The sequence below is a fragment of the Candidatus Peregrinibacteria bacterium genome, from assembly GCA_016220175.1.
Classification (GTDB): domain Bacteria; phylum Patescibacteriota; class Gracilibacteria; order CAIRYL01; family CAIRYL01; genus JACRHZ01.
Map to the genome: position 1 here is coordinate 12,130 of JACRHZ010000008.1, position 25,150 is coordinate 37,279.

A 25,150-nucleotide genomic window follows, 5' to 3' on the forward strand; every position below is an offset into this window, starting at 1 on the left:
CTTATTTCTGAAAAACTCCCCAATCCGTAATCGGAAGTTCTTTGTTTCGCCATTTTTCGAGAGCCTGAACGAGGAGTTTTGCGACCTGAAAATTCGTAATAAGTGGAATGTTGTTGTCAATTGCTGCTCGACGCATTTTGTAGCCATCAGTTTTTTCTTCGTGCGCGTATGACCTCGGAAGATTGATCACCAAATCAATTTTTCGATCACACAAATACGAAAGAATATTCGGGGACTTGTTTTCTGACACTTTTGCGAGAAGTTTTACAGGAATATGGTGATGCTGAAGCGCTTGAAATGTCCCTTCGGTCGCGAAAAGCGTGAACTTCATTTCTACAAGTTTTTCCGCCCATTCTAAAAACCCGAGTTTTTCCTCTGTTTTTCCGATAGAAAGAAAAATATTTTTTTGAGGAATACTGAATCCAGTTGAGATCATTGCCTTTAGGAACGCTTCTTCCAAATTATTCCCAAAACATCCCACCTCTCCCGTGGATGCCATTTCCACAGAAAGCACCGGATCTGCTCCTCTGAGGCGTGCGAATGAAAATTGTGAGGCCTTGACGCCAACGAAGTCAAGATCGACCGTATTGTATTTTCTCCTTCGTTCCGCCTTTGATTCAATTTTTCCAAGAGTCGCTCTTGTGGCGATTTCTATAAAATTATGCCCTGTAACTTTGGAAACAAAGGGAAATGATCTCGATGCTCTTAAGTTGAGTTCAATAACTTTTATTTGATTATTTTTCGCCAGAAATTGAATATTAAACGGTCCGGTAATATTTAGTTTTTTTGCGAGAAGTTTTGCAATTTCTTTTACGCGTCTGATGGTCTCAAGATAGGTCTTTTGCGGGGGAAGTACCATCGTCGCGTCTCCCGAATGCACACCAGCATTCTCCACATGTTCAGAAATGGCATAGAGGAGAAGTTCTCCTTTTCCGGCAACTGCATCTATTTCAATTTCTCTCGCTCCTACTTCAAATTTGGAAACTACGACCGGCGCTTCTGAAGTAACTTTTACTGCTTTTGAAAGATAATTCTCGAGTTCGGTTTCCGAAAGCGCAACAGCCATAGCTGCTCCAGAAAGCACATAACTCGGACGAATAAGAACCGGATAGCTTACTTTTTTCGCGAAAGATTTTGCTCCTTCTATCGTGGAAAATTCTTTCCATTCCGGCTGATCAACTTTCAGGGTATCAAGAAGTTCTGAAAAAATTTGCCGTGATTCTGCTCTGTGGATTTCTTTTGGTGATGTTCCGAGGATGCGCACTCCAGCTTCTCCGAGTTTTTTCGCGAGATTGTTGGGAATTTGACCGCCTGAGAAAAGGATAATTCCCTGCGGATTTTCTATTTCGTAAATATCGAGGACTCTTTCCAGGGAAAGTTCATCAAAGTAGAGCGTGTCACAGGTGTCATAATCGGTCGACACTGTTTCTGGATTATAGTTTACCATAACGGTTTCGTACTTTTCTTTTTTGAGCGTATTCACGGCACTTACCGCACTCCAGTCAAATTCCACAGATGATCCGATACAATATGGTCCTGATCCGAGGACAATGGCTTTTTTCTTCATTTTTTGTGAAACAGGAACATCGTTTTTGATTCCATGATACGTGAGATACAAATAATTGGTTTTTGCTGGAAATTCAGCAGCAAGGGTGTCTATCTGTTTTACCACCGGAAGAATTCCGAGTTTTTTTCGTTTCGCGCGGACATCTGATTCCGAAATGCGTTCTTCTCCCAAAATCTTTGAAATTTGCGCATCAGAAAATCCTTCTTTTTTTGCATGGGAAAAAAGTCCAGGATCGGAAAAAAGGTCCATTCCTTTTTCCTGAATTTTCCGTTCCGTACTCAGAATTCTTTTCAGCTTTCCGAGAAACCATTCGTCAATTTTGGTGATGTTTGCAATTTCTTGAACCGTCATGCCTTTTTTAAGAGCTTCGTATACGGCAAATATTCGAGTGGGAGTCGGATTTTCAAGAGCCTTCCGAATGTCTCCTACTTGAAATGGGTGGTGAGTAATACCGTGCGCACCGATTTGAAGCATTCGAAGTCCTTTTTGGAGTGCTTCCTCAAAATTTCTCCCGAGCGCCATAATCTCTCCTACGCTTTTCATTTCGGAAGAAATGGAATGGGATACTTTTCGGAATTTATTGAGATCCCATCTCGGAATTTTGAGGGCAACGTAATCGAGGGAAGGTTCAAAAAAAGCCTTGGTCACTTTTGTAACTGAATTTTTGAGGTCGTCTAATCGATATCCAAGTGCTAATTTTGCGGCAACATATGCAAGCGGATATCCGGTAGCTTTTGAAGCAAGAGCAGATGAACGGGAAAGTCTCGCATTTACTTCGATCACTCGATACTCTGCAGATTTCGGATCAAGCGCATATTGAATATTACATTCTCCGACAATTCCGAGATGACGAATAACCTTGAGGGCGATACTCCTCAGCATATAATACTCAGAATTATTGAGAGTTTGTGATGGCGCAATGACGATTGATTCTCCGGTATGAATTCCGAGAGGATCGAGGTTTTCCATATTACAGACCGTAATACAATTATCTGCCGAATCTCGAACAACTTCATATTCCACTTCTTTCCATCCCTTGAGGCTTTCTTCTACAAGAATTTGCGGGGAATAAGCGAATGCATTTTTTACCAAAGTTCCAAATTCCTCCATATTCATAGCAAAGCCTGAGCCTCCACCTCCGAGAGTAAATCCGGCCCGAATAATGACGGGGAATCCAATTTTTTTGAGAGCTGTCTCAGCCTGCTTTTCTGAAGTACAACTCATGGAAGTAGGAAATCGTATTCCCATTTTTGAAAGCTCATCATTAAAAAGCTGGCGATCTTCTGTTTTTTGTATCGCTTCAATCGGAGTTCCATAGACTTTTACTTTATACTTTTTGAGAACGCCCTTTGTATGAAGTTCAATGCCACAATTCAGCGCGGTTTGTCCGCCCCATGCGAGCAGAATTCCTTCCGGTTTTTCTTTCGCGATAATTCGTTCAACAAAATCGACCGTGATTGGCAAAAAATATACTTTATCGGCAATCCCTTCCGATGTCTGCACTGTGGCAATATTCGGATTGACGAGCACCACCTTAATACCTTCTTCTCGGAGAGCTTTTATGGCTTGTGATCCAGAGTAATCGAACTCACCCGCCTGTCCGATTTTGAGAGCTCCAGATCCTAAAAGTATAACTTTTTTTGGATAAGAGCGTCTGGGAAATCGAGATGGCATTCTTAAGAGGAGAGGGGAAACTATCGAAACTTTCTTAAGAATTTTTACGTTTTTTTTACATTTTTGCAATAGGTTTGCGAGAAGAGGCTTAATTTGAATGTGGTGTCACTCCCTCTAAGAGAAGTGAATCTTCAAATTTTTTCTCATCCGATTCAATCACAAATCGTGTTTGAAGTCGCAATTTCCCAGTGACGGTAAATCCTGAAGCCTTTTTATGTCCTCCGCCGCCGAATTTCCCAGCAATTTCTGTGAGATCAACATCTTCTCGAAGTGTTCGGAGAGATCCTTTTACTTTTCCTTCTGTTTCCGTGAGGAGAAGCGAAAATCTTGCATCAGGAACGGCATTGAGATAATCCACAACACCGGAAAGATCTGATTTTTTCGCCTCTGTTTCGGAAAAATCTTCTTCTGAAACATACGAAAGCGTAATGTGATCTGAAGTTTGGGTAATACGTTTCATCACTCTTCCCCAAAGACGCAAAGTACTCACCTTTGTTGTTCTGAAGATATACTTCACAATGTCTTTGAGACGCGCGCCACTTCGGAGAAGCTCTCCAGCAATGCGATGCACTTCCGCGTCAGCGTTGGAATGTTTGAGTGAACCAGTATCCGTGTAAAGTCCTGTCATGAGACAGGTGGCGATTTTTGGAGTGATTTTCCATCCGAGAAAATTAAAAAGATGCGTGAGAACAATGGTTGTAGAGGCTGATTCTGAATCGACTAAATTCCATTTTCCATACCCTTCGTTAGACATGTGGTGATCAATATTCACGAGGGGATATTTTCCGAAAAAAAGATCTGGATGTGATTCGAAAATTCCGGACATGTAGTGGGCTGCAGCATCCATCATAATAGCGAGATCATATGCATTTTGATCAAGTTTATGGAGAACAAACTCGCTATTCGGAAGAAAATGAAAATCTTCGGGAAGTGGATCAACACAAAAAAATGTAGGTTCCTTTCCTCTGGTAAGAAGCATTTCATACATCGCAAGTGCTGCACCAATCGTGTCTCCATCAGGATTCCTGTGCGATATGAGCACGATTTTCTGCGCGCTATCAATTACTTTTGCGAACTCTCTCCCTGTGTTTTCTGAAAGTCTCATAAAAATATGTTGAAAATTTTTGATTACTCTTTGATTAAGGTGAAGGGGAGGATTGTCTCATGTTTTTCTGTGTGAGAGTAGCGACTGGAATTGCGCTAATTTATAAATATTGTAAAATAATAAAATACCCCGGCTGATTATTCCGTCGCGGGAAATCCTAAAAAAATGCTTATTTCCGCTTTCCTAAAATAACTTTTCAAAAAAGCCCTTTTCTCGAAGATGCAATTTCGCTTCTTTTGCGAGAGCTTCATAATGGCCTCTTTCTTGTGAATTAAGTTTTTGCGGAATCTCTACAGTAATCGTAACAATATGATCTCCATGTGCATTTGTTCCAAGGCGAGGAGCTCCTTTCCCGCGAATGCGGAGCTCTTTTCCACTCTGAGTCCCTGCTGGAATTTTTATTTTTTCCTCTCCATATACAGTTTTTATAGAAACTTCATCTCCTAAAATCGCCTGAAGTACGTGAATGGAGACAGTACTTAAAATATTATCTCCTTCTCTCACAAAATCACGCGATTCTGCGACTGAGACAGCCACGAGAAGATCTCCATCATGAGCTCCCCTCTCCCCCGCTTCTCCCTTTTGAGAGAGCCTTAAAAGGGCTCCATCATATACTCCTCTAGGAATATTGACTTTCAGCGTTCTTTTTTCCCAAATTCTTCCCGCCCCACTACATTTGGAACATGGTTTTTCAGGGATGCGCCCTTCTCCATTACACTCTTGACACATCGCCGTTGTACGAATATTTCCGAAGGGAGTTTGTTGTGCCCTTGTCACCTTTCCAGCTCCACCACAGGTACGGCATGTGGTAAATCGCGACCCTTTTTCTATTCCTGCGCCACGGCAGGAGCTGCACTCAGTGTAGCCATCTATATGAATGTCACGCTGCACTCCGGATATACTTTCCGCAAAAGTGAGATTTACGCTTACTTTGAGATCTCTTCCTTGTTTTGGTCCTGATTTTTTCTGAAATCCCCCACCGAAAAAATTCTCAAAAATATCACTAAAGTCTTCAAAACCAAATCCGTTAGAAAACCCTTCAAATCCATGTCCGCCCCCTCCACCGCTGCCACCGAATGGACTTCCCGCCACTCCAAATTGATCGTATTGAGATTTCTTTGTGGGATCAGAGAGAATTTCATATGCCGCTTGAATCTCTTTAAATTTCTCGGCAGCATTTTTTTCTTTATTTACATCCGGATGATGCTTAGCCGCCAAACGGCGATACGCTTTTTTTATCTCCTCTGGAGATGATTCTTTCTTGAGTCCTAATACTTCGTAGAGATCCTTCATGAACTTTTTAGACAGCTCTTCCTATTCTATCTTTTTTGATATTTTTTGTCAAAGGAGGGGTGAGAGTGCTAATTTTATTCATAATTCCCCCGATAATTCGGTGCTTCCCGGGAAATAGTAATATCGTGAGGATGGCTTTCTTTAACTGCTGCACTTGTAACACGAATAAATTTCGCTTTTTGGTGAAGCTCTTCGAGGGAAGCACACCCCTGATACCCCAATGCAGATTTAAGACCTCCAACCATTTGATAGATTTCGTTCCGCACTGATCCCTTAAAGAGAATTCGTCCCTCAATTCCTTCGGGAACAAACTTTTCTTCAGACTCAACATCTCCTTGAGCATAACGTTCTTTTCCGCCTTCTTTCATCGCTGAGAGTGATCCCATTCCCCGATAGCTTTTATATGTTTTTCCATTTGCATAGATAAGTTCTCCCGGACTTTCTTCTGTCCCAGCAAAGATCGAACCAATCATGACTGCATCCGCTCCTGCAGCAAGGGCTTTTACCGCATCTCCCGAATATTTTATTCCGCCATCTGCTATGAGAGAAATCTGGAGTTTTTTTGCCTCAGCAGCGGTATCGAGTATAGCTGAAAATTGCGGCATTCCCACTCCTGAAATTATTCGCGTCGTACAAATAGACCCTGGTCCTATCCCGACTTTTACTCCATCAGCTCCTGCATCTTTTAAAAACTGTACTGCTTCTTTTGAGGCAATATTTCCTCCAATAACGACTATTTTTGGGTATTTCTTTTTGATATACCGCACTGTATCAGCAACTCCTTTTGAGTGTCCGTGCGCAGTATCAACGACAAAAAGGTCGACTTCTGCCTCTGCAAGTTTTTGTACACGTTCTTCCATATTTTTTGCTGGTCCCACTGCTGCCCCACAAAGGAGGCGTCCATCTTTATCAAGAGAAGCATCTGGAAAATCTTGTTTCCGTTCCAAGTCTCTCCGAGTAACCAAGGCTACTAAATTCCCTGATGCGGAGACAATGAGCAATTTTGAATGCTTTGATTCTTCCAGAATTTCATGAGCCCTTTCAAGTGACGTCCCTTCAGGCGCAGTAAGTAATTTCTCGGAAGGAGTCATTCTCTCTGAAACGAGAAGTTCCCCGTGACGATTAATAAAATAATCATTGGAAGTCAAGATCCCCAAGAGTTTTCCATGAAGTCTTCCGTTTTCGGTAATGGGAATTGCCTTATATCCGACATCTCTTCGAATAATATAGGCATCAGAGATTTTTGCGGTCGGAGGAAGTACCACTGGATTTTTTATGAATCCATTTTCAAATCGCTTTACGATTTTCACTTCTGCAGCCTGCTCATCGGGAGCGAGGTTTTTATGAATAATCCCAATTCCTCCAGCGAGTGCCATTTCTACAGCCATCCTTGATTCCGTAACTGTATCCATTGCCGCAGAAATGAAGGGAATTTTGAGGATGATATTCTTTGAGATACGTGTATGTACTCTCGTGTCTCGCGGAAGAACTTCAGAGTACTCAGGAATAAGAAGAACATCGTCAAACGTGAGTTTTTCCGGAAACAAAAGATGTCCTTCAGGAGAAAGAAAATTTACCTGGTTATAGAGATCCTCGCTCATAACAACGCTGTTCGATTTTTTCCCCTTGATAACAACAGTTTGCGCTCTTGCATTCTCGAGAAGATCCGCAAGGTTCCTTCGAAAATTCGATGTAGTAACAATTTTTGGAAGCATATTATTATAAAAAAGTACGATATTTTGTACATTGTATAGTACAAAATTGTTATTTGCAATAGTATTTTGTAATTTTTATTGCATTTTGTACATAAATTAAAAAAATCGTTCAAAATGGTATACGCGAAAAAAGTGCTTTTTCTTTCAAAAAACACCAAAAAAATTCACGAATTACTTTTCCAATTCTACTCTTGAAAAAGTTCTTCTATCTTCTTTTTTAAAGTGGTACCAACTGATACTCTTTCGGGAAAAAGGAGCGTGTGATTTTGAAAAAGCAATTCTACTTCTTGATCTCCTTTATACTCAGACAAGAGTTGATTCAACTTCTTCATTTTTTCCCGTGAAAATGCATCGGGAAGTGGAATTCGAAACGGCAACTCTGAAGGAGAATTCTCTTCCGTTTGTTGCCATTTTTCCTCAATTTTAATATTTTCATCAGGACTTTCTTCCTCTGGAAATGAGACTGTTTCTTCGCTTCCCGGCTCAGATTCAGACAAAAACATTTCAGGAATATTCTCCACTGATTTTGTGGAAAAGAACTCTTCATTTTCATCAAGGAATCCTTCCTTTTCCGCTTCATTTCGGACTTTTTCGAGTTCTTTTGAGGTCAGTGAATCGACGACTATTTGCCATTCTCCGTTCCTTTTCTCCGCTTTTCCCGTAAGAAACATGAACGAATCCTCTTCAAGAAATATTTGAAATCCAGCGTATGATTTTGGAAAAAGAACTGCCTCAACTTTTCCCGTCAAATCTTCAATGGTAACAATTGCCATGACCTCATTTTTTTTCGTAATGAGTTTGCGAATATTTGTACAAAGACCATGAAGAGTTATTTTATTTTTCCCATATCGAACAGAATTTGGAATGGTGGAAATTGGAACTCCTTTCGTTTCAAAAAATCGGCGCATTCCCTGGAGCGGATGACTCGAAACATAGATCCCGAGAACTTCTTTTTCCCATTTGAGCCTTTCTGAAAACTTCGCATGTGCTGTTCTTGGAAGTCGGAGTTCTTTTTTTTCAAGTGATTCTCCTGAAAAAAGAGTGTGTTGATTCTCATCACGAGGCTGAGATTCTTGTTTCGCAAACCGGAGAATTTCTTCTAAGTTTTCGATGATCTCTTTTGGATCTAAAAACTGAGAAAAAGCTCCCGCTTTTGCAAGAGATTCAATCGATTTTTTATTTATTGCTTTTGGAGAAACCCTCGAAAGAAAATCAGCGAAATTTGCAAATGGTTCACTTTCTCGTGCCTTGATAATCTCTTCTACTACACCTTGTCCCACTCCTTTTACCGCCATGAGTCCAAAACGAATCTCTTTTGATTTTGTAACGGTAAAATCTGCATTTGATTCCGTAATATCCGGAGGAAGTACCGTAATTCCAAAATGCCTCGCTTCTTCGATGTCGAGGATAACACGATCGGTATTTTCTTTATCACAGGAGAGAAGCGCAGCAAAAAATTCAGTCGGATAATGAGCTTTAAGATATGCCGTTTGATAGGTAATAAGCGCATATCCAGCCGCATGAGATCGATTAAATCCATATCCGGCAAATGGTTCAACGACTTCATCAAATATCTTCATAGCGAGTTTTTCATCATGTCCTAATTTTTTGGCGCCATCAATAAACTTTTGTCTTTGAGAAGCGAGTTCTTCTGGAATTTTTTTCCCGATAGCTCTTCTCAAAATATCTGCTTGTCCGAGAGAAAATCCAGCAAAAACTTGTGCTATTTGGAGAATTTGTTCTTGGTAAATGGCAATTCCATACGTGGGTTTTAGAATTTTTTCAAGGCTTATATGCGGATACCTGATATCTGCTTTTCCGTGTTTTCCTTTGATATAGTCGGGAATAAATTGCATTGGTCCTGGTCTGTAGAGAGAGCCCATGGCGATAATGTCTTCAAAATGTGTGGGCTTTAGCTCTTTCAAATATCTCGTCATTCCCGCTGATTCCATTTGAAAAACACCAGTTGTGGAGCCATCCGACAAGAGCTTAAAGGTCTCTTTGTCATCCATGGGAATTTGAGAAAGACTCAGATCAAGTTTTTTTGTTTTGAAGAGAATAAATTTTGCGCGTTCCAAAATCGTCAAATTTCGAAGTCCTAAAAAATCCATTTTGAGAAGTCCAAGGGCGTCGAGCGGTTTTGCAGAATATTGAGTAATAATTGTATTATCATCTTTTGGCGGATGTTGCACCGCTGTGAATTTTAAAATCGGTTCTGGAGCAATCACGACGGCACATGCGTGGACAGAAATATGTCTGACATTCCCTTCAAATTTTTTTGCATTTTCATACACCTGCCGTGCAATTTCATCATTTTGGAGCTTTAAAGCAAGCTCCGGTGATTTTTTTTCCGCTTCTTCAAGTGTTGTTCCTGGTCTTTCCGGAATCAGTTTTCCGAATTCATTCATTTCTTGAAATGGAAGTCCCATCACCCTTCCAACATCTTTTACAGCTGCTCTCGCTGCCATGGTTCCGAATGTACAAATTTGGGCAACGTGATCGCGCCCGTATTTTTCACGAACATATTCAATAACTTCATCGCGCCGATCGTCAGCAAAATCGAGATCAATATCTGGAAGAGAAATTCGCTCTGGGTTTAAAAATCTTTCAAAAAGAAGGTCGTACGTGAGCGGATCGAGATCGGTAATTTCCAAGAGATATGCCACGATCGAACCCGCCGCAGATCCTCTTCCCGGACCAACGGCAATTCCATGACTTTTCGCCCATCCCACAAAATCATGCACGATAAGAAAGTATGAATCAAATCCCATCGTTCCAATGATGTCGAGCTCGAAATTCATGCGTTTTAGCACTTCATCTTGAGATATTTGAGATGCTTTTTTTTCCGCTTCCTTTTCAAAATGATATCTTCTGGAAATTCCTTTTTCACACAAAAATCTCAGGTATTCTTTTGGAGAGGAATATCCTTCTGGAATTGGGAAATTCGGAAGCCTGTGAACTCCAAATTCAAATTCTATAGAACATTCTTCTGCAATTTTTTTGGTATTTATAAGAGCTTCTGGAAATTCAGAAAACCATTTTTCCATTTCTTCGCCGGTCACAAAAGAGAGATTGTGCTCGGTAAGACGAAATCTGTTCGGATCATTTTTAATTTGGTTGTATTGGAGACAAAGAAGCGTGTCATGCGCTTCGGCATCATCTTCCTCGACATAATAGACATCATTTGTCGCCACGAGTGGAACTCCTGTTTTTTGAGAAAGTTCATGAATTCCTTTTGTGAGAAGTTCATCCGACTCATATTTGGGGCGAAAGAGCATTTCGAGATATACATCTTTCCCAAAAATGCTCTGATACTTTTGAAGCGCTTTTTCCGCTTCTTTTTCATTTCCATTCACGAGATGAAAAGAAACTTCGCTATTCACTCTTGGAAGAATCGCAAGAATCCCCTCCGAATATTCTCGGAGAAGTTCCATGTCGACTCGAGGTCTATAATACATTCCTGTCAAAAATCCTTCGGAAGAAAGTTTGAGGAGATTCTCATATCCCGTCATATTTTTGGCGAGAAGAATGAGCTGAAATCGCTGATTATCAATTCCTGGCTCTTTATCGAATCGACTGCGAAAAGCCATAAAGACTTCACACCCGAGAATCGGTTTTATTCCATTTTCTTTACACGCTTTATAGTGATCAATGAGTCCATACACATTTCCCTTATCTGTGAGCGCAATGGCTTTCATTCCCAATTTTTTTGCCTTCTTTACATAATCCTCCACCTTCCCGAGTCCATCGAGAAGGGAATAGTGCGAATGAACATGAAGATGAACAAAATCTGACAATCTTTGGGAGGAGGAAAGGGCGCGGAGATTGTAGCAAAATCTCCTCGGAATGAAAAATTGACAAAATTTCCTTCCCCGTCATGCCGACTGCAGACATGAAATCTTTTTAACGAATTCAGCAAAAAAGTGGGTACGTCTTTTTGGAGGCATCTCTTTTCGCCAATCTCGAACACTTTATGCAGTGTCCATTTTTCGTGATAAGAGATCCCTCCTCTTGGTATCGCACACTGATATGTCGTTATCCTCACGCTTCACGAGGTGATCGGGATGACGAAGAGTAAAGATACACTTGAGATTCTCCCCCTGACAAGGGGGAGTTAGAGGGGGTTGCTTCTTGCAGCCTCACCGATTCTTCAAATATTGAAATATCGCCGTTGCGAACTCATCTCTGGTAAGATCATGCCCCGGATCAAGCGTATTTATGCGATCTGGAAAAAGTTCATATCTTGTTGCAATTCCAACATATTTTGCAAACCATGCATCTGCGGGAATGTCGGAGTAGTCATAATCAAGATCGAGTTCAAGTTCAAACGTGAGCGCCATCATTTTGAGGAATTCTGCAGCGTTAATAGTTCCTTCAGGACGGAATGTTCCATTTGGGTAACCGTTAATAATCCCCTTTTCCGCAGCAGCGGCAATAAATTCTGTGTACCATTCGCCTTCTAAAACGTCTGAAAATCTTCCATCATAGGAAACCTCATCTATGGTCTCATATCGAGCAAGAAGGAGCATTTTTGCAGCCTCAGCACGGTTTACCGGAAGATCTCCGCGGAACTTTCCACTATCTCCTTGTCCTTTTATGACTCCACGTCGAAAAAGCTCCGCCGCTGCCTCTCCGGTGAGCTTTGTAAGAATCGTATCTTTGAAAGGATTAATATAATCGGCAAAATTGACAAGAACTGCATCAGCAAATGTTGCTTTTGGAAGTTCCATCGGTTCTTTTATTTTTTTCTGGCAATCGTCTGTAGCTCCATCATTATTCGTATCAATTGGTGTTTCCCCTTCTCCGCATACTTTTCCCTGAGGAACTATTTTTTCACACGTATCATTAATTCCGTCAGCATCGGTATCTTTTGCCGTCTCTCCTTCAGCGCACACAATTGGTCTTTTCTTGCAGGTATCAGGAACTCCATCGCTCCCTGTATCAACCGCATCTTCCGTTTCCAAACATGTTACTGGCTTTTTTTGGCAAGTATCAGGAATAGTGTCATTATTCGTATCAATTCCAATTTCATTTTCTGGACATACGACTGGGGTAGGAGGTGGCGGAACGTAGGCGGTGACGGTGATATTGAGAGGGCCAACAAGGTCGCTCGCATTTCTCCCATCATTTGCCTCTATACTATATTCAAGAACATCCCCGATGATAACGTCCGTATCGATAAATTGTTGGATTCCTGGCTGAACTACCTGAAATACAGTTGCTGATGCGGGCAAGTTTTTCCCACGATAAATATTTATTCGACTCAAATCAAGATCCCATGGATCATTCCACTTGAGAATTATTCCTCCGCTTTTATCAATTTCCGCTGTAAAACTTGTTGGGATGTCAGGTCTATTTCTGTCATCTGTATTAATTTTATACCCAATCAAACGGTCGGATCCACGAACAGTTCCTGTAACACTATAGGCGAGCATTGGATATTCCATCGCCCCTGTTTTTGTTTCTACATAGATATCTTTCAGGTAAAGGCCGTTAAGAATCACCTGCTCTCCTTTTATAAAATCGTTAAGAATCGCAATCTTAATCGCCCTTCCTTTATCTTCAAATTGTAATTGTACATTCGTTGCAACGCGCCCATTTGTTACAGCTGTTCCACTTACCGAGAACTGTTCTTTAGAGAGTTTTGTATCAAATATTGATGATAATCCTTCTGGGAGCGAAATTTTTATCCCAAAATCTTTGGTAATCTCTCCGCCAATAACATCTGTGACTGTAAATGGGCGAAGACTCGTCACTCCCTGGTAGAGATTAAACGATTGGTCAGAGCTAGAAGAAAGAGTTGGGGCAGCAAGAGAGAGTGGTGGAAAATACAAAAAGCCGATGAGAATAATCAATGGAAAAAATATTTTTTTCATAATTATTTTTCATTAAGAGAAATAAACATGTCCGAAACAAACTTGAGGAAAGCATCGTTTTTCTTCTCCTGAGGGAAGTTCTTTATAAAATTTTCTAACGTTTTTCTTCCATCTTGCACACGTCCAGTTTTTTTGAAAAGTCGAACAAGATCGTTCATTGCCTCATAGCTCGTTGGAGCGGCATCAATGAGCCTGCCATAAAGGAGCAGCGCCTCCTCGTCTTTCCCCTGCTCTTCTTTTACCACCGCAAGATTGTTGAGGGCGAGGTTGTTCGTGGGGACAACCTCGAGAACAGCATTATATGCATCTTCTGCTGCGGCATAATCTTGTAAAATCTGTGAATAGAGCCCCATGTCCAAATATGCCTGCGTTGGAAAAGCATCTTTTGTTTCTTTTATTGTTTGGCGTGTGCTTTTAATGAGTTCAATATATTTTTCATATTGCACATCAGGCATGTCTTCAGGCTTTTGAGGAAGTTTTTCAGAAACACAACCGGAAAAAAGTAAACCAAGAATAAGGAGTGAGACGGAATATTTTTTCATAAAAAACGATAGATAAATTTTTCAATGCCCAGTAATTGTAATTGATATCGTGCACAAAATTCAACCTTTCATTTATAGCCTTGAAAAACATTCACACAAAAAAGCCCCTCCAGCATTTGGAGGGGCTTTTTGAATATACAAATCTTACGAAGATACAAAAGTGTAAAGCAAATAACAAAATAATATATTAGTACTCGATGTTTGGTCCTGTTACAGAACTTGCTGTGACGTTACCAAGCCAGGTTACAGTCGTATTGGTGTCGTTCCAATAGAGAGTCCCTGCACTAGATGAAGTTCCAGGTGAGAATTCGAACCTCAAGTTATCAGCGCCACTCTCAAGTGTTATGAGGTTTGCAGAGTTTATCTGAACTGTATACGTCTTGGTGTCGCCTGCTCCAATCTCAAGATTTCGAGTAATTGGAACGAATTGAAGCACAGCAGCTGAGGTGTTGGTAGTAATATCAACATATCCAGTAGCAACTACAGTCGATCCCTCCTTGAGTACTGCCTCAGATCCATCAGCACCCGAAACTCCGGTATTCTTCAGAGAATCAGAGGAAATAGCAAGTTGAAGCTTTTCGTTGTACAAGGTTATTTGATCTATGTAGATATAATCCGTAGCCTCGGTAGCTCCAGTTGCTCCGGTAAAGAGGAGTCCAATGAACTCACTCGAAGCATTTGGTGCAAACGCTCCATCAACAAAGACCCATTGAGATTCTAAAAGAGTCGTTGTACTAAGTGCCAAAGTAGCTGTTTCAGCAGCATCTGCGGCATTATTCGCTGCCAAGCTGATATTTGCACCAGCAATGGTGTCATCTGTCACACTATCCGTAACATAGTACCAGAAGCTAGCGCGTGTATAGCTCGACATCTCAACATTATTGTCAAAATACCATGCATCATCAGCATCGCCATTCAATTTGATTCGCATAGAGTTTGGCGAACTTACGAACTGAGTGACTGACACATCAGATTCATTGGCAGCAGCACCGTCCACAACAGCATCCCATTCATCTGAAGTGGATGGATTAACTCCCATTCTAAATTGCACCTGATCTTGCCCTTGAGCAGTGATGGTGAAAATGAACGCATCATCAACTGAAGATGTCGAATGTGATCCTTTTGGACTACTTGCAGAAATAGCAACTACTGGTTTGTTTTCATAAATATAAATTCGTTTTGTAGATGTAAAGAATTGCGTTCCCGGAACTGCATAATCCACATCAGTATCTGCAGCATAACTTGCATCTCCTGCATCATTAATAAGAATTCCTGTTACAAGATCATGTGCTACTGCCGTGTCTGTCCACGCTGTTACCACATAAATATCATCGGTCGCAGCGCTGCAAGAAACGTCAGCATTATGAGCGTCATCAGTAGGACATATAAATGTACCGATTGGAAGAGGATTTGGATCGGCATTACCCACATTGACATGGAAGGAAGCCGAGCCACCCAGCGTATCCGTACCTGTAAGATCTGCATCTGCCACAGCACTCATTTCATAATCAACTGTGTTTATAAAACGGGAATCATCGAAAGTAATACTGCCATCTAAGATTCTGAGCTCTTCGTCCGCAATAGAGCCCGCTCCTCCAGTGTTATCATCCATTGTCCATGGGCGATATACGCTATTTGAGCCTTTTGCAAGAGCATCTATCTCAGTTAACACTGGGTAAAGGTCAACTCCTTCTCCAGCAGTAGCACCGCTATTCACTCCATTCAGGGTAGCAGAAAGCGTAACGATGGCATTTCCATCTTTTGGAACATAGATTCCTCCATCGACAGTAGAAAAGGAGAATGTATACACGCTGTCCGCAGCAGGATTAAACGAACCAACTTTTGTCTTGGTTTCACCCTTCTCATTCTTATACGTAACCTTTATTGAAGCGATATTATTATTCCAATCTGAAGGGGTCGCACCATACCCATTTGCCACGGTAAACTTTCGTACTTCAAATGGCTCACTTGTCCCTGTAAATTTTACCTTAGAAATTTCAACATCAGCTTTTCCAGCATATACGATATCCTCTTCAGGCGTGGAAGAGTCTATTGAAAGCGTGAGTGTTCCTCCGTTGATAATCGTAGCAACAACATCAGGTGTTGTGTTTGCTGTTCCTGTTTGCGATACAGGATTATCGGATTTATCTTTTGCGGTAATCGCACTTGCAGCTATTCCGAAAGCAATACGATCATTTGTGTTATTCACAAATGCACTTGTAGAAACATCGCCACATACCTTTACAATCCTTGTAGTTCCTGCCTCAATAACATATTTCAGGTTGTTAAAGGTTGCAGTTCCCGCAAGAACAACGCTTTCCTTTTCCCCAACCTGTGTGTCCCCCTCATATAAACTCAAACTTTGAACAAGAGAGTTGAGACGAACATTGTTATCAAGACCTGCCTCAGCAGTAGCACCATTTCCATCGTTATATGTATCACCATCCTCATCAAGGTATCCCGTAAATACAAGATCCGTTAGAGTAACATCTGACGCATCTCCAGCCTCAAGCGTATACGCACCAAAGCAGAGATTTCTTGTTCCCTTTACATATTGTTGGCTTACGACTACTGACGCAGGCGCAACTGTAAGAGTAGGAGTTTTAATTTCCATCGTTCTTCCTTCTACTGCTGTAGTCGGAACAAGAGAATTTGCATTGGTGAGAACTTTGCTATTTACATCCTTGAGTTCTGGTCTAGTCCCAGAAAGCTCAAGATATGCCAAAATTGTTTCACCGTTGAGCTCATCCTCATTCGCAATGTCAACCGTAAGCTGAAAGTCAATAGATTCTCCTGCTTTCATAGAGAACTCATCCGTAAATGAGTAATATCCTGTAGTATCGTTAGCCTCTGTAACAACGGTTGTATAGTCGACAGGATTGGCGAAAGTGAGAGAAAGACCAGTAATAGGTCCAAGAGTGATGGCCTTTCCTGCTGTTGTCGAGGTAATTTTGATATCGGTAAAATTACTATTCGAAGTATCATCAGAATTTATAAATCCTCGAGTAGTATCAGCACCTGTTTCAGTTGTAACGAGACGTATTGGGAAGTTTTTGAAAGTAACGTCTGTTCCTGAAGCAATGGTGAAGTTCATAAGGACAAGATCCTTTCCATTTACAGACACTCTGCCTGCAGCAGGACCAGATGTAGAGATCGTCACGTCACCTCCAACAAGAGTCGTTCGAGATGAATCTGTTCCATCATTGGCACCGTTGTCATATCCTCCCATGGCCACATTCACCCCTTCAGTATAAGTGCCTCCCTTTGCTTTCAAGTCTGTTGCTTCATCAAGATATACCCAAAGGGTATCATTCGCACGTCCGGTCACTAAATCTGCCTTTACCGTATAGTTTCGAACATTTCCTTTTTCAATCACTTTTGGTGTAGCGAGATTAAACACCAGGAGGTCCTGAGAGTTTACAGCATCCACCTTTGCAACTTCCGTATCTCCTTCGTAGAGAACTGCATTCTGCACATCTCCAGCAGTAATGGATCCCGCAACTAAGAGCGATATTGACTGGAGAAGAGCATCCTCACCGCTTGCAGTAAGACTGAACTGTGCAATAGAGACCTTCTTTTCGCCCACTTTTGGGTTCGTAAGAGTTCCTCTTAACGCAATAGTTAACTGTCCAGCCTGAACTGTGCTGAGAGTTTTGACTGTATTTCCAGAAACAGGGAAATTTCCAGAAACGCCTGCTCCCTCAATAACCACATCTTCCTTAGCAACGATGGCAAACGAACTCTCTCCTCCTGCATTTGCCTGTGTTGCAGTAACGTCACCCTTCAACGTAAGAGTTTCTGTAGTCCCTTTCTTCACGGTAATATTTACCGAATTGAATTGAGCAGCATGATTTGATGAGTTGATTGACTTACCTGCGGTAAGACGATTTTCCCCCTTGTACAAGTAAAGATTCGCCCACTCGTTATCATTTCCAATACCATTTCGTGTAACTATGACATTCTTGACAATAACATCGTCGCTTGCAGCGGTGAAATCAAACTTTGCAAGGTCAATGCCAGATGCACGATATGGAACAGATCTCGCAGCTGGAGACCCTGCATTGAGTGAAACTTCAAGTGTTCCGGTTGCTGGCGGTGTTACCACTTTCACCTCACACTTATCGAGTACGCCATCTTTGTCTGAATCAACAGCAACCTCATCTGTCTTACATGTAAGGTCTTTTTTCTGACATGCGTCAGCTACTGTATCTTTATCAGTATCAACAGCAGTCTCGCCTTCTTTACAAGTTACTGGTGTCTTACATTTATCAGCAATCTTATCGGCGTCAGTATCTACGGCAACTGCAGGTGCAGTACAAGTTACTGGTTTCTTTTCCTCTGGAGGAGGAGGGGGAGTGGTTCCTTCCTCACAAGCAGTTCCGTTTTCCTTTGCCTTGAATACTTGTGAAACCAATTTTGCAGTTTCAACTCGGCTGATATTCTTTTTTGGCTCAAAGTTCTTTTTCCCCTCAGTAGAAATGATACAAAGGTCTCCTGCAGCCTTTACGTACTTATATTCCCAATCATTCTTTTCACTGACATCATCGAACTTTGTAGTTCCATCGGTGTCAGTAGCAATGGGAGCAGCCTCCATAAGGACTTTAAGTGCCTCTCCTCGTGTTGCTGGATCAGTAGGTCTGAAATATTCAGCCTTTTTGATAATATCATACGAGAGGGCCATTTCTGCCCACCCGAATACCCAGTTGTCTTTTGTGTTCGGCACATCCTTGAAGGATGCAACATCTCCCACTACCTCAGAATCAATCTCCCCGACAAAGGCAGAAACGGCCATTTTGACGAGCTCTGAACGAGCAACTTTGTCATCTGGTCGGAATGTCTTGTTGTCCTTTGACAAAACCCCTTTTTCAACAAGGTCCTCAATAAAATCGATTCCCCAGTGGTCTGATGGAACATCGCTGTATGTCCCTGCTGCTACTGCAAGAGGAACAACGAGAATATTCGCCATGACCGCTAATGAGGCAAGGCTCGCGAGGAGTCTTTTTAGCGTTTTCATAAAATATATGGATAAAAAAATGAAATAAAAAATTGAATTTTTTGCAAAAGCAAGAATTCAAAAATTAACGGAGTGAAAAAAATATCCACTCACGAAAACAACGTTTTTCAAAAGTCAGTAGGTATGTATTTTCTTTGAATGCATGCATCTTCCAAAAACCAGGTGGTGAAGAATGTACGCAGTTTGTAGGGAGATTCGAACTTAATTTAATCTAAAATTTAAAATCTAACTCCGCTGAAGCGGAGTAAAAATTTTGCTTTCCGTTTGTCATTTTGCCGATATTTTAAAGACCTCTCTCTCCTGACTTGGCCACTCGGCCACAAGCATCAATTTAGTAAAAAATCCCTCGCCACGCGTTTTGCCCCGAAATATATCGCAGGAATATTACGGGTTTGCAGGGAGGGTGTCAATAAAAATATGTGCTTTTTCCTCTCAAAAGTGAAACACTTTTTTTTGCCAGAAGAGAAACATACAAAAACCATGAAACACAAGGTGCAGACTGTGTTTTCATGTTTCACTGTATACATTTTTTATAAAAGAATTTTTACAAGTGTTTCAGTGTTTTTGAATCAAAAATTTGACCAAAGAAGAATTAATTTTTTTCAAAAATAATACTATTCCATATGTTGTTTTCTTTGTAAATAAGCTGTTTTTGATCCGAAAGAAAAAATGTTTCTGTGATACTGAGACCCGAAAGAAATACTCGAGATGTTTTCATTACATCATTCCAAAAAAGTATTTGTGATGGCGTTACAATAAGGATATCATCGCTTTTACTCAGCCATGAGGCTTCTAAAATTTGTTCTGACAGAGCAAATGCTTTTGTGATTTTTTTGGTTTTTACATCCTTCAAAAAGAGTTCATTTTTTTCGAAAGAAAGAAGTTTTTGCCTTTGAAGTGAGAAAAAATTTTCAATATTCCTCACTTTTTCAGAAGAAAAAATTCCCTGTGAAAAAACATCTTGCGCCTCTATGGCGCCATTTTCGAGCGTTGCCATGAGCTTTCCTTCTTTGGTAAGAGTAATGCTTCGCGGAGGCGCTGTAAGTTCAATAATTGATTTTTCAGAAGTCACGAAATTCACCACGTCAATAATGCTGAGATCATGAAAGAGCCGTACATATCCTCTTTTTTCAGAATCCCAGACGACCTCCTCAGCGCTTCCAATCGGAGTAATAAAAGTTCGAGGATTTTTGGGAAGAAGGTGGATATGCGCAAGTTCTGTTACAAAATCTTCCCGAACCACGAGATCTGTTTCAAGAGGAATTGAATTACTCGCTTCAAGCCGAACATGTACTTTTCCGAGAGGAAATCCGCGAAAAACTTGCGGGGACTTTCCGACAAATTTGTCATCTAAAAAAATAAGTGTCGCTTCTTCTGGAATTGTAGAAATGCTAAGAACTCCAGTTTTCATGACTTCACCAGTGGCGAATTCAAACCTCCATCCCTGCACATAAAAAAGTGAAAGGAGTGATCCGGAAATGAAGAAACAGAGCCAAATGAGGAGCGCGAAGAGCTTTTTCAAAGGGAATATTAAAACTTTTTCTTTTTTCCTATATGCTGAACAAAGTAATCAATTGTTTTCAATAGCCTTAGTATAGAGTTCTATTGCCTCCGTAATGTTTTTGAGGACTGCGGCGTAGGTTTTTCCTTGTGAAAAACACCCTGGTAAACTCGGGACATTCGCTATAAAAAACCCATCTTCGCCTTTAGAAATAATTATATTGCGAGCCATGCTTAAGCAATAAATTCTGAAGTATTCTCTCTATTTTTGTTGTAAAAAATCAATGCCTTCTTTCTCATCCCTCACCTCATATCCTCGTGATTCTATTTCCTTTCTGAGTTCATCCGCCATTTTCCAATCTTTCCTTTTCCTTGCGTCTTGCCTTTTCTTGGCGAGAGAGAGAATTTTTTCTGGAACCTCAATGTTCTTTGGGGAAAAATTAACGCCAAAAATTTGTTCGGCAAAGCGGAGAAACTCTTCGAGCTCCTCAAGGTGAGGCGACTCAGCGTCGAGCGCTTCAAAGAGAGTCGCAGCTGCCTGAGGAGTATTCAAATCATCACACAGAGCGTCTTCAAAAGATTGTCGGTATTTTTTTAAGCTTTTCCCCTGTTTTGCCGGATTTTTCTGAATTTCTCTCACCTTATTGTGAATGCGATCTAACGAATTTTTTGCCGCAAAAATTGACTCGTCAGAAAGATTGAGCTTTGTTTGATAATGATTCGTGACGAGAAAAAAGCGAATTGCCGCAGGAGAAAATCCCTTTTTCATAAGGTCATGGAGAGTATAAAAATTCCCCAGTGACTTCGACATTTTTTTGCCTTGAACGAGGAGATGTTCATTGTGTACCCAAAACCTGGCAGTATCTTCAGCGTAACCAGCAGTGCTCTGAGCAATCTCATCTTCGTGATGCGGAAACTTGAGATCTACTCCGCCAGAATGAATATCAAAAGGAAATTTTTTAAATGCTGCTTTCGACATTGCACTGCACTCAATATGCCACCCCGGTCTTCCGGGAAAGTTTTTCCCATTCAGAGAAAAGGCCCAAGATGGCTCCCCTTCTTTGTGCGCTTTCCAAAGGACAAAATCTTGCACATTTTCTTTTTCAATTTCATCGGCAAGCGTTCGAGAGCCTGTTTTCATGGCATCAAGGTTAAGATGAACAAGTCTTCCGTATGTGCTTTTTTCGGTGTATTTCTCCAAAGAAAAGTAAATGGAACCATCTTTTTCATAGCCAATTCCACTTTCCATGATGCTCCGAATGAGTTCCTGCATTTCAGGAATAGACTCAGTCGCTCTTGGGTTTTTATAAAAAGAATCTCGATGAATACTCAGGATTTCGAGATCTCGAAAGAAAAACTCTTCGTATTTTCTCGTAAACTTGAGTAAAGCCTCCATCGGATTCATCTCTGGAAATTCTTTCTGAGAGTCTCGAATGGTTTTATCGTCAACATCGGTAATGTTCATCACCCAGCGAACATCGTATTTCATGCCATATTTCATCCAGCGATAAAGAGTGTCTGCGTTGAGGAACGCTCGTAAGTTGCCAATGTGGACAACATTGTAGACAGTCGGACCGCAAGAGTAGTAATCAACTTGATTCCCGTGCTTTGGCGAAAATGTCTCTTTTTGTCCACTGAGGGTGTTTTGGAGGAGGAATTGCATAGAAGGAAGATCAAAACTCAAAGATATTGTGTGTATGTCTGAATTCTTACAAAAAGAATATGGAGTTGCAAGCGGCAATTTGAAGTGCGAAATTTAAAATGCTTTGTTTTGATCTTTGAGTTTTGCACTTCCTTGACTTTCGCTTGGCTTCCGAGTACAAATCGTCAAGAAAAACATCTTTATGAAACACATTCTCCTTTTTGGAGCGGGCCCACTTCCAGACTCAGAACATCCGATGTGTAATGCCGGAGGTCTCAGAACATACCAGTTTCTTCGTGCTCTTCAAAATTCTCATCGCGTAAAAGTTATCCTCATTGGAGATGAGTATGACCACGGAATTTGGAAGAATGATCGCACTTTTGAAATTTCCAGAAGAAGTCCTCATCTCTTTATAAAAATCGCTGAAATTTATGCGAAACAAAAATTTGATGCTGTTATTGCGGTGAATACATTCCCTGCGTATGTTGCCTCAGAAGTAATTGATTCGTCAGTTCCTTTTTGGGCGGATCTCAATGGATGGATTATGGCGGAAATACAAGCGCAAAGCAGTGAGCTTCAGCACAATGCATTTATTGCTCAGGCATGGGAGCAAGAGAAAGCAATTCTCCTCAGAGCAGACGGCATTTCAACTGTTTCACGCGCACAGCGATTTGCAACGCTAGGAGAACTCGCATCTTTGGGACGACTTACGAAGGAAGTATTTCTGGAAAATTTTGTTCATGCCATTCCAAATGTTCCACAAAATCTTCTCTCTCAAAGGAACCACGATGAAAAGAAGTATTTTCGAGGGACAAGAGTCCCAGAAAATGCGTTTGTTCTCCTTCAAGTTGGCGGATTTAATAATTGGCTTGATGCCACAACGATGTTTCATGGAACTGAAGAAGCCATGAAAGAAAATGACCATATTTATTTTGTGACAACTGGAGGAAGTATTCCGAATATCGCTGAGAATACTTTTTCTCGATTTAAAAAAATGGTAAAGGCATCTCCTTATCAAGATCGATTTATTTTTCTCGGATGGATCGAGCCGGAGTATATTCCCAAAGTATATGAAGAAAGTAATGTGGGAATAATGGCTGATATTTTGTGCATTGAAACAGAAACAGGCGCGAGAAATCGGCTTACAGAAATGCTCCAATTCGGTCTCCCCTTGATCACCACAGAAGGAAGTGAAATAGCACATGATATTCGAAAATGGCAGTGTGGACAGGTTGTCGAAAGTGGCAACTTTGTCGAAATCAAAAATTCAATTTTAGAGCTTGAGAAAAACAAAGAACTTCTTTTGACATATTCAAAAAATGCTGGCGAAGTTTGTCGAAACATCCTGGTAAATGAACTCGTATGTACTCCAATCAGGTTGTGGCTCGAAAAAGACATCCCTCTCAGCGCTCATTCGTGGAGAGTCCTTTTAGATTCTGCCCGTATGTTTTCAAAAATGAAGGCCGGAATTCAATACTTGCGAGCAAAAGGTCCTTTGCAATTTTCTCGGAAGCTCATCCAGAAGCTCAAGAAACATTGAGGTATATTTATTTGAACTAAAAACGATCAAAAATGCTGCAATGCAAGGAAACAAGCCAAAATTCCAGCGAGTCGTGCTTTTAGGTACGGCGAGCGAATTTTGGCGCAGTTGACGCAGCAGTGCACATTTTTCATCGTTTTTATGGAGAAAATAATTTGCTCTTCATAAGGAAAAAAGAGAAAATGTTCGTGAGCGAAAAACTTGCGCTCAGCTTTTCTTCAGAAAGAAAAAATGAAAAGAATTCTTCCCATCCTTCTTCTTATTCTCATTCTTGCCTTTTCTGGGTGTACCAAAAGAGAGGATCCTGGGGCCCCTGATCCAAAAGCGGGAACGACTCAGACGGAAAAAAAGACTCTTGTATTTTATAACCTTTTTGATCCAGAAGATGCATTCCGAGGTCAAATTCAAGCATACGAAAGTGAACATCGCGATATAGATATTACCTATAAAAAATTCCAAAATGTGGAAGAGTATGAAAACCTCGTTTTGAATGAGCTTGCGGAAGGGCGAGGTCCAGATATTTTCGCTATCAGGAATGACTCAGTTCAAAGCTATCTTAAGAAAATACTTCCGTCTCCAAAAGATACGTTTATTCCTGAAACATTTGCTGAGACATTCCTCGGCGTTGCAAACGACGATTTGGTGCTTCCCGATGCCGATGGATTTGATCAGGTTTGGGGAGTCTCTCTCTTTATTGATACGCTTGCTATTTATTATAACAAGGAGCTTTTTCGCGATAACCTTCCTTCTACGAATAAGCCTGCTGAAACGTGGAAAGACCTTGAGGAACAAGCGTTTGCTCTCTCAAAAGCCGACACGAGTATTGAAAGATTTTCTCTTTCTGGTATCGCTTTGGGGCAAGCTGTGAACATTTCGCATTTTCCCGATATTCTTTCGCTTCTTCTTCTTGAGGAGGGCGCAGAGCTTTTTGAGCCTTTGGGGGCAAAGGCGCAATTTTCGAGAGCTCAAGGGGTGAGTCCGGGAACGGGGAATCCGTTTTTCCCGGTAAAAGAAGCAGTGAAGCTCTATACAAGTTTTGCTCTTCCGAGTTCTCAACATGCGTCTTGGAATTTGAATATTACCAGTCTTTATCCGGAACAAAAGGAAATCGGTGTATTTGCCCGCGGAAAGACTGCTATGATCTTTGGTTTTTCCAATATGTATAATGAGATTAAAATTGCGATAGATGGACTTGCCCGCGCCAACGAACAAACTATTCAGATGGAAAATGTAGGAGTCGCTCCATCTCCTCAGTTCTCCACTTCCACTGAAAATGGAAAAAATGATGCTTTTGCAAAATATTATCCGTTTGTCGTCTCACGAACGAGTGAAAATTCCGAAGTGGCTTGGGATTTTTTGAAATTTCTCTCAACGCGTGAGAGTCTTGTTGAATATCACAAAAAAACGAATAAACCTACGTCTCGACAAGATATGATCGAAGAACAATCGACAGAAAAATTCTGGGGGACATTTGCGAGACAGGCTCCGTATGCAAAGAGCCTTCTTACCCGCCAGCCAAAAGCATTTTTTGAGATTTTCGGAAAAGTGGTTGATGAAATTGTAAAAAACAAAACTTCGGTCGATGCCGGTATTCAGACCGCTGAAAAGCAGATGAACTGCATTCTCAAAAAAATGGAAAAACCTGAGTCTGAAGAAAATTGCTTTGCATCATAGTCTCTTTT

13 protein-coding genes are annotated in these 25,150 nt (G+C 41.0%); 2 read left to right on the top strand and 11 right to left on the bottom strand.

The annotated features are described in order from the left end of the window. Window position 1: 1 nt before the first annotated feature. The 11 genes from carB to HZA38_00835 form a co-directional block, all read right to left on the bottom strand. The gene (gene carB / locus HZA38_00785) at window positions 2-3,241 is read right to left on the bottom strand and encodes a carbamoyl-phosphate synthase (glutamine-hydrolyzing) large subunit (protein MBI5414035.1); all 3,240 of its coding nucleotides are present in this window, start codon (window positions 3,239-3,241) and stop codon (window positions 2-4) included. Window positions 3,242-3,329: 88 nt separating this feature from the next. Beyond that, a complete protein-coding gene (locus HZA38_00790; GenBank protein ID MBI5414036.1) occupies window positions 3,330-4,346 on the bottom strand; it encodes a DHH family phosphoesterase in 1,017 nt (338 codons plus the stop codon). Between the two features lie 183 nt (window positions 4,347-4,529). Continuing rightward, window positions 4,530-5,639: a molecular chaperone DnaJ gene (dnaJ, locus tag HZA38_00795; protein ID MBI5414037.1), complete on the bottom strand. Its 1,110-nt coding sequence runs from the start codon at window positions 5,637-5,639 to the stop codon at window positions 4,530-4,532. A 74-nt stretch (window positions 5,640-5,713) separates the two neighbouring features. After that, window positions 5,714-7,240: an IMP dehydrogenase gene (gene guaB / locus HZA38_00800; protein MBI5414038.1), complete on the bottom strand. Its 1,527-nt coding sequence runs from the start codon at window positions 7,238-7,240 to the stop codon at window positions 5,714-5,716. A 299-nt stretch (window positions 7,241-7,539) separates the two neighbouring features. Next, window positions 7,540-11,151: a DNA polymerase III subunit alpha gene (dnaE, locus tag HZA38_00805; protein ID MBI5414039.1), complete on the bottom strand. Its 3,612-nt coding sequence runs from the start codon at window positions 11,149-11,151 to the stop codon at window positions 7,540-7,542. A gap of 342 nt (window positions 11,152-11,493) precedes the next feature. Next, window positions 11,494-13,230 (bottom strand): S-layer homology domain-containing protein, encoded by a 1,737-nt coding sequence (locus HZA38_00810; protein ID MBI5414040.1) that lies wholly within the window; start codon window positions 13,228-13,230, stop codon window positions 11,494-11,496. Window positions 13,231-13,232: 2 nt separating this feature from the next. Next, window positions 13,233-13,772, bottom strand: coding sequence for a tetratricopeptide repeat protein (locus HZA38_00815; protein ID MBI5414041.1), 540 nt, complete (start codon window positions 13,770-13,772; stop codon window positions 13,233-13,235). A 187-nt stretch (window positions 13,773-13,959) separates the two neighbouring features. Then, entirely contained in the window at window positions 13,960-18,786 is a 4,827-nt protein-coding gene (locus HZA38_00820) for an S-layer homology domain-containing protein (protein MBI5414042.1), read from the bottom strand. Window positions 18,787-19,378: 592 nt separating this feature from the next. Further along, on the bottom strand, window positions 19,379-20,308 hold the full coding sequence (locus HZA38_00825; GenBank protein MBI5414043.1) for a hypothetical protein: 930 nt from the start codon (window positions 20,306-20,308) through the stop codon (window positions 19,379-19,381). Window positions 20,309-20,356: 48 nt separating this feature from the next. Continuing rightward, window positions 20,357-20,518: a type II toxin-antitoxin system HicB family antitoxin gene (locus HZA38_00830; GenBank protein MBI5414044.1), complete on the bottom strand. Its 162-nt coding sequence runs from the start codon at window positions 20,516-20,518 to the stop codon at window positions 20,357-20,359. 30 nt (window positions 20,519-20,548) lie between these two features. Further along, window positions 20,549-21,949, bottom strand: coding sequence for a cysteine--tRNA ligase (locus HZA38_00835; protein MBI5414045.1), 1,401 nt, complete (start codon window positions 21,947-21,949; stop codon window positions 20,549-20,551). A gap of 181 nt (window positions 21,950-22,130) precedes the next feature. On the opposite strand from HZA38_00835, the gene HZA38_00840 reads away from it, so the two are divergent. Beyond that, window positions 22,131-23,468 carry a glycosyltransferase gene (locus HZA38_00840; GenBank protein ID MBI5414046.1) on the top strand — a complete coding sequence of 446 codons (1,338 nt, stop codon included), beginning with the start codon at window positions 22,131-22,133 and terminating at the stop codon, window positions 23,466-23,468. 231 nt (window positions 23,469-23,699) lie between these two features. After that, entirely contained in the window at window positions 23,700-25,142 is a 1,443-nt protein-coding gene (locus HZA38_00845; GenBank protein ID MBI5414047.1) for an extracellular solute-binding protein, read from the top strand. Window positions 25,143-25,150 lie beyond the last annotated feature (8 nt).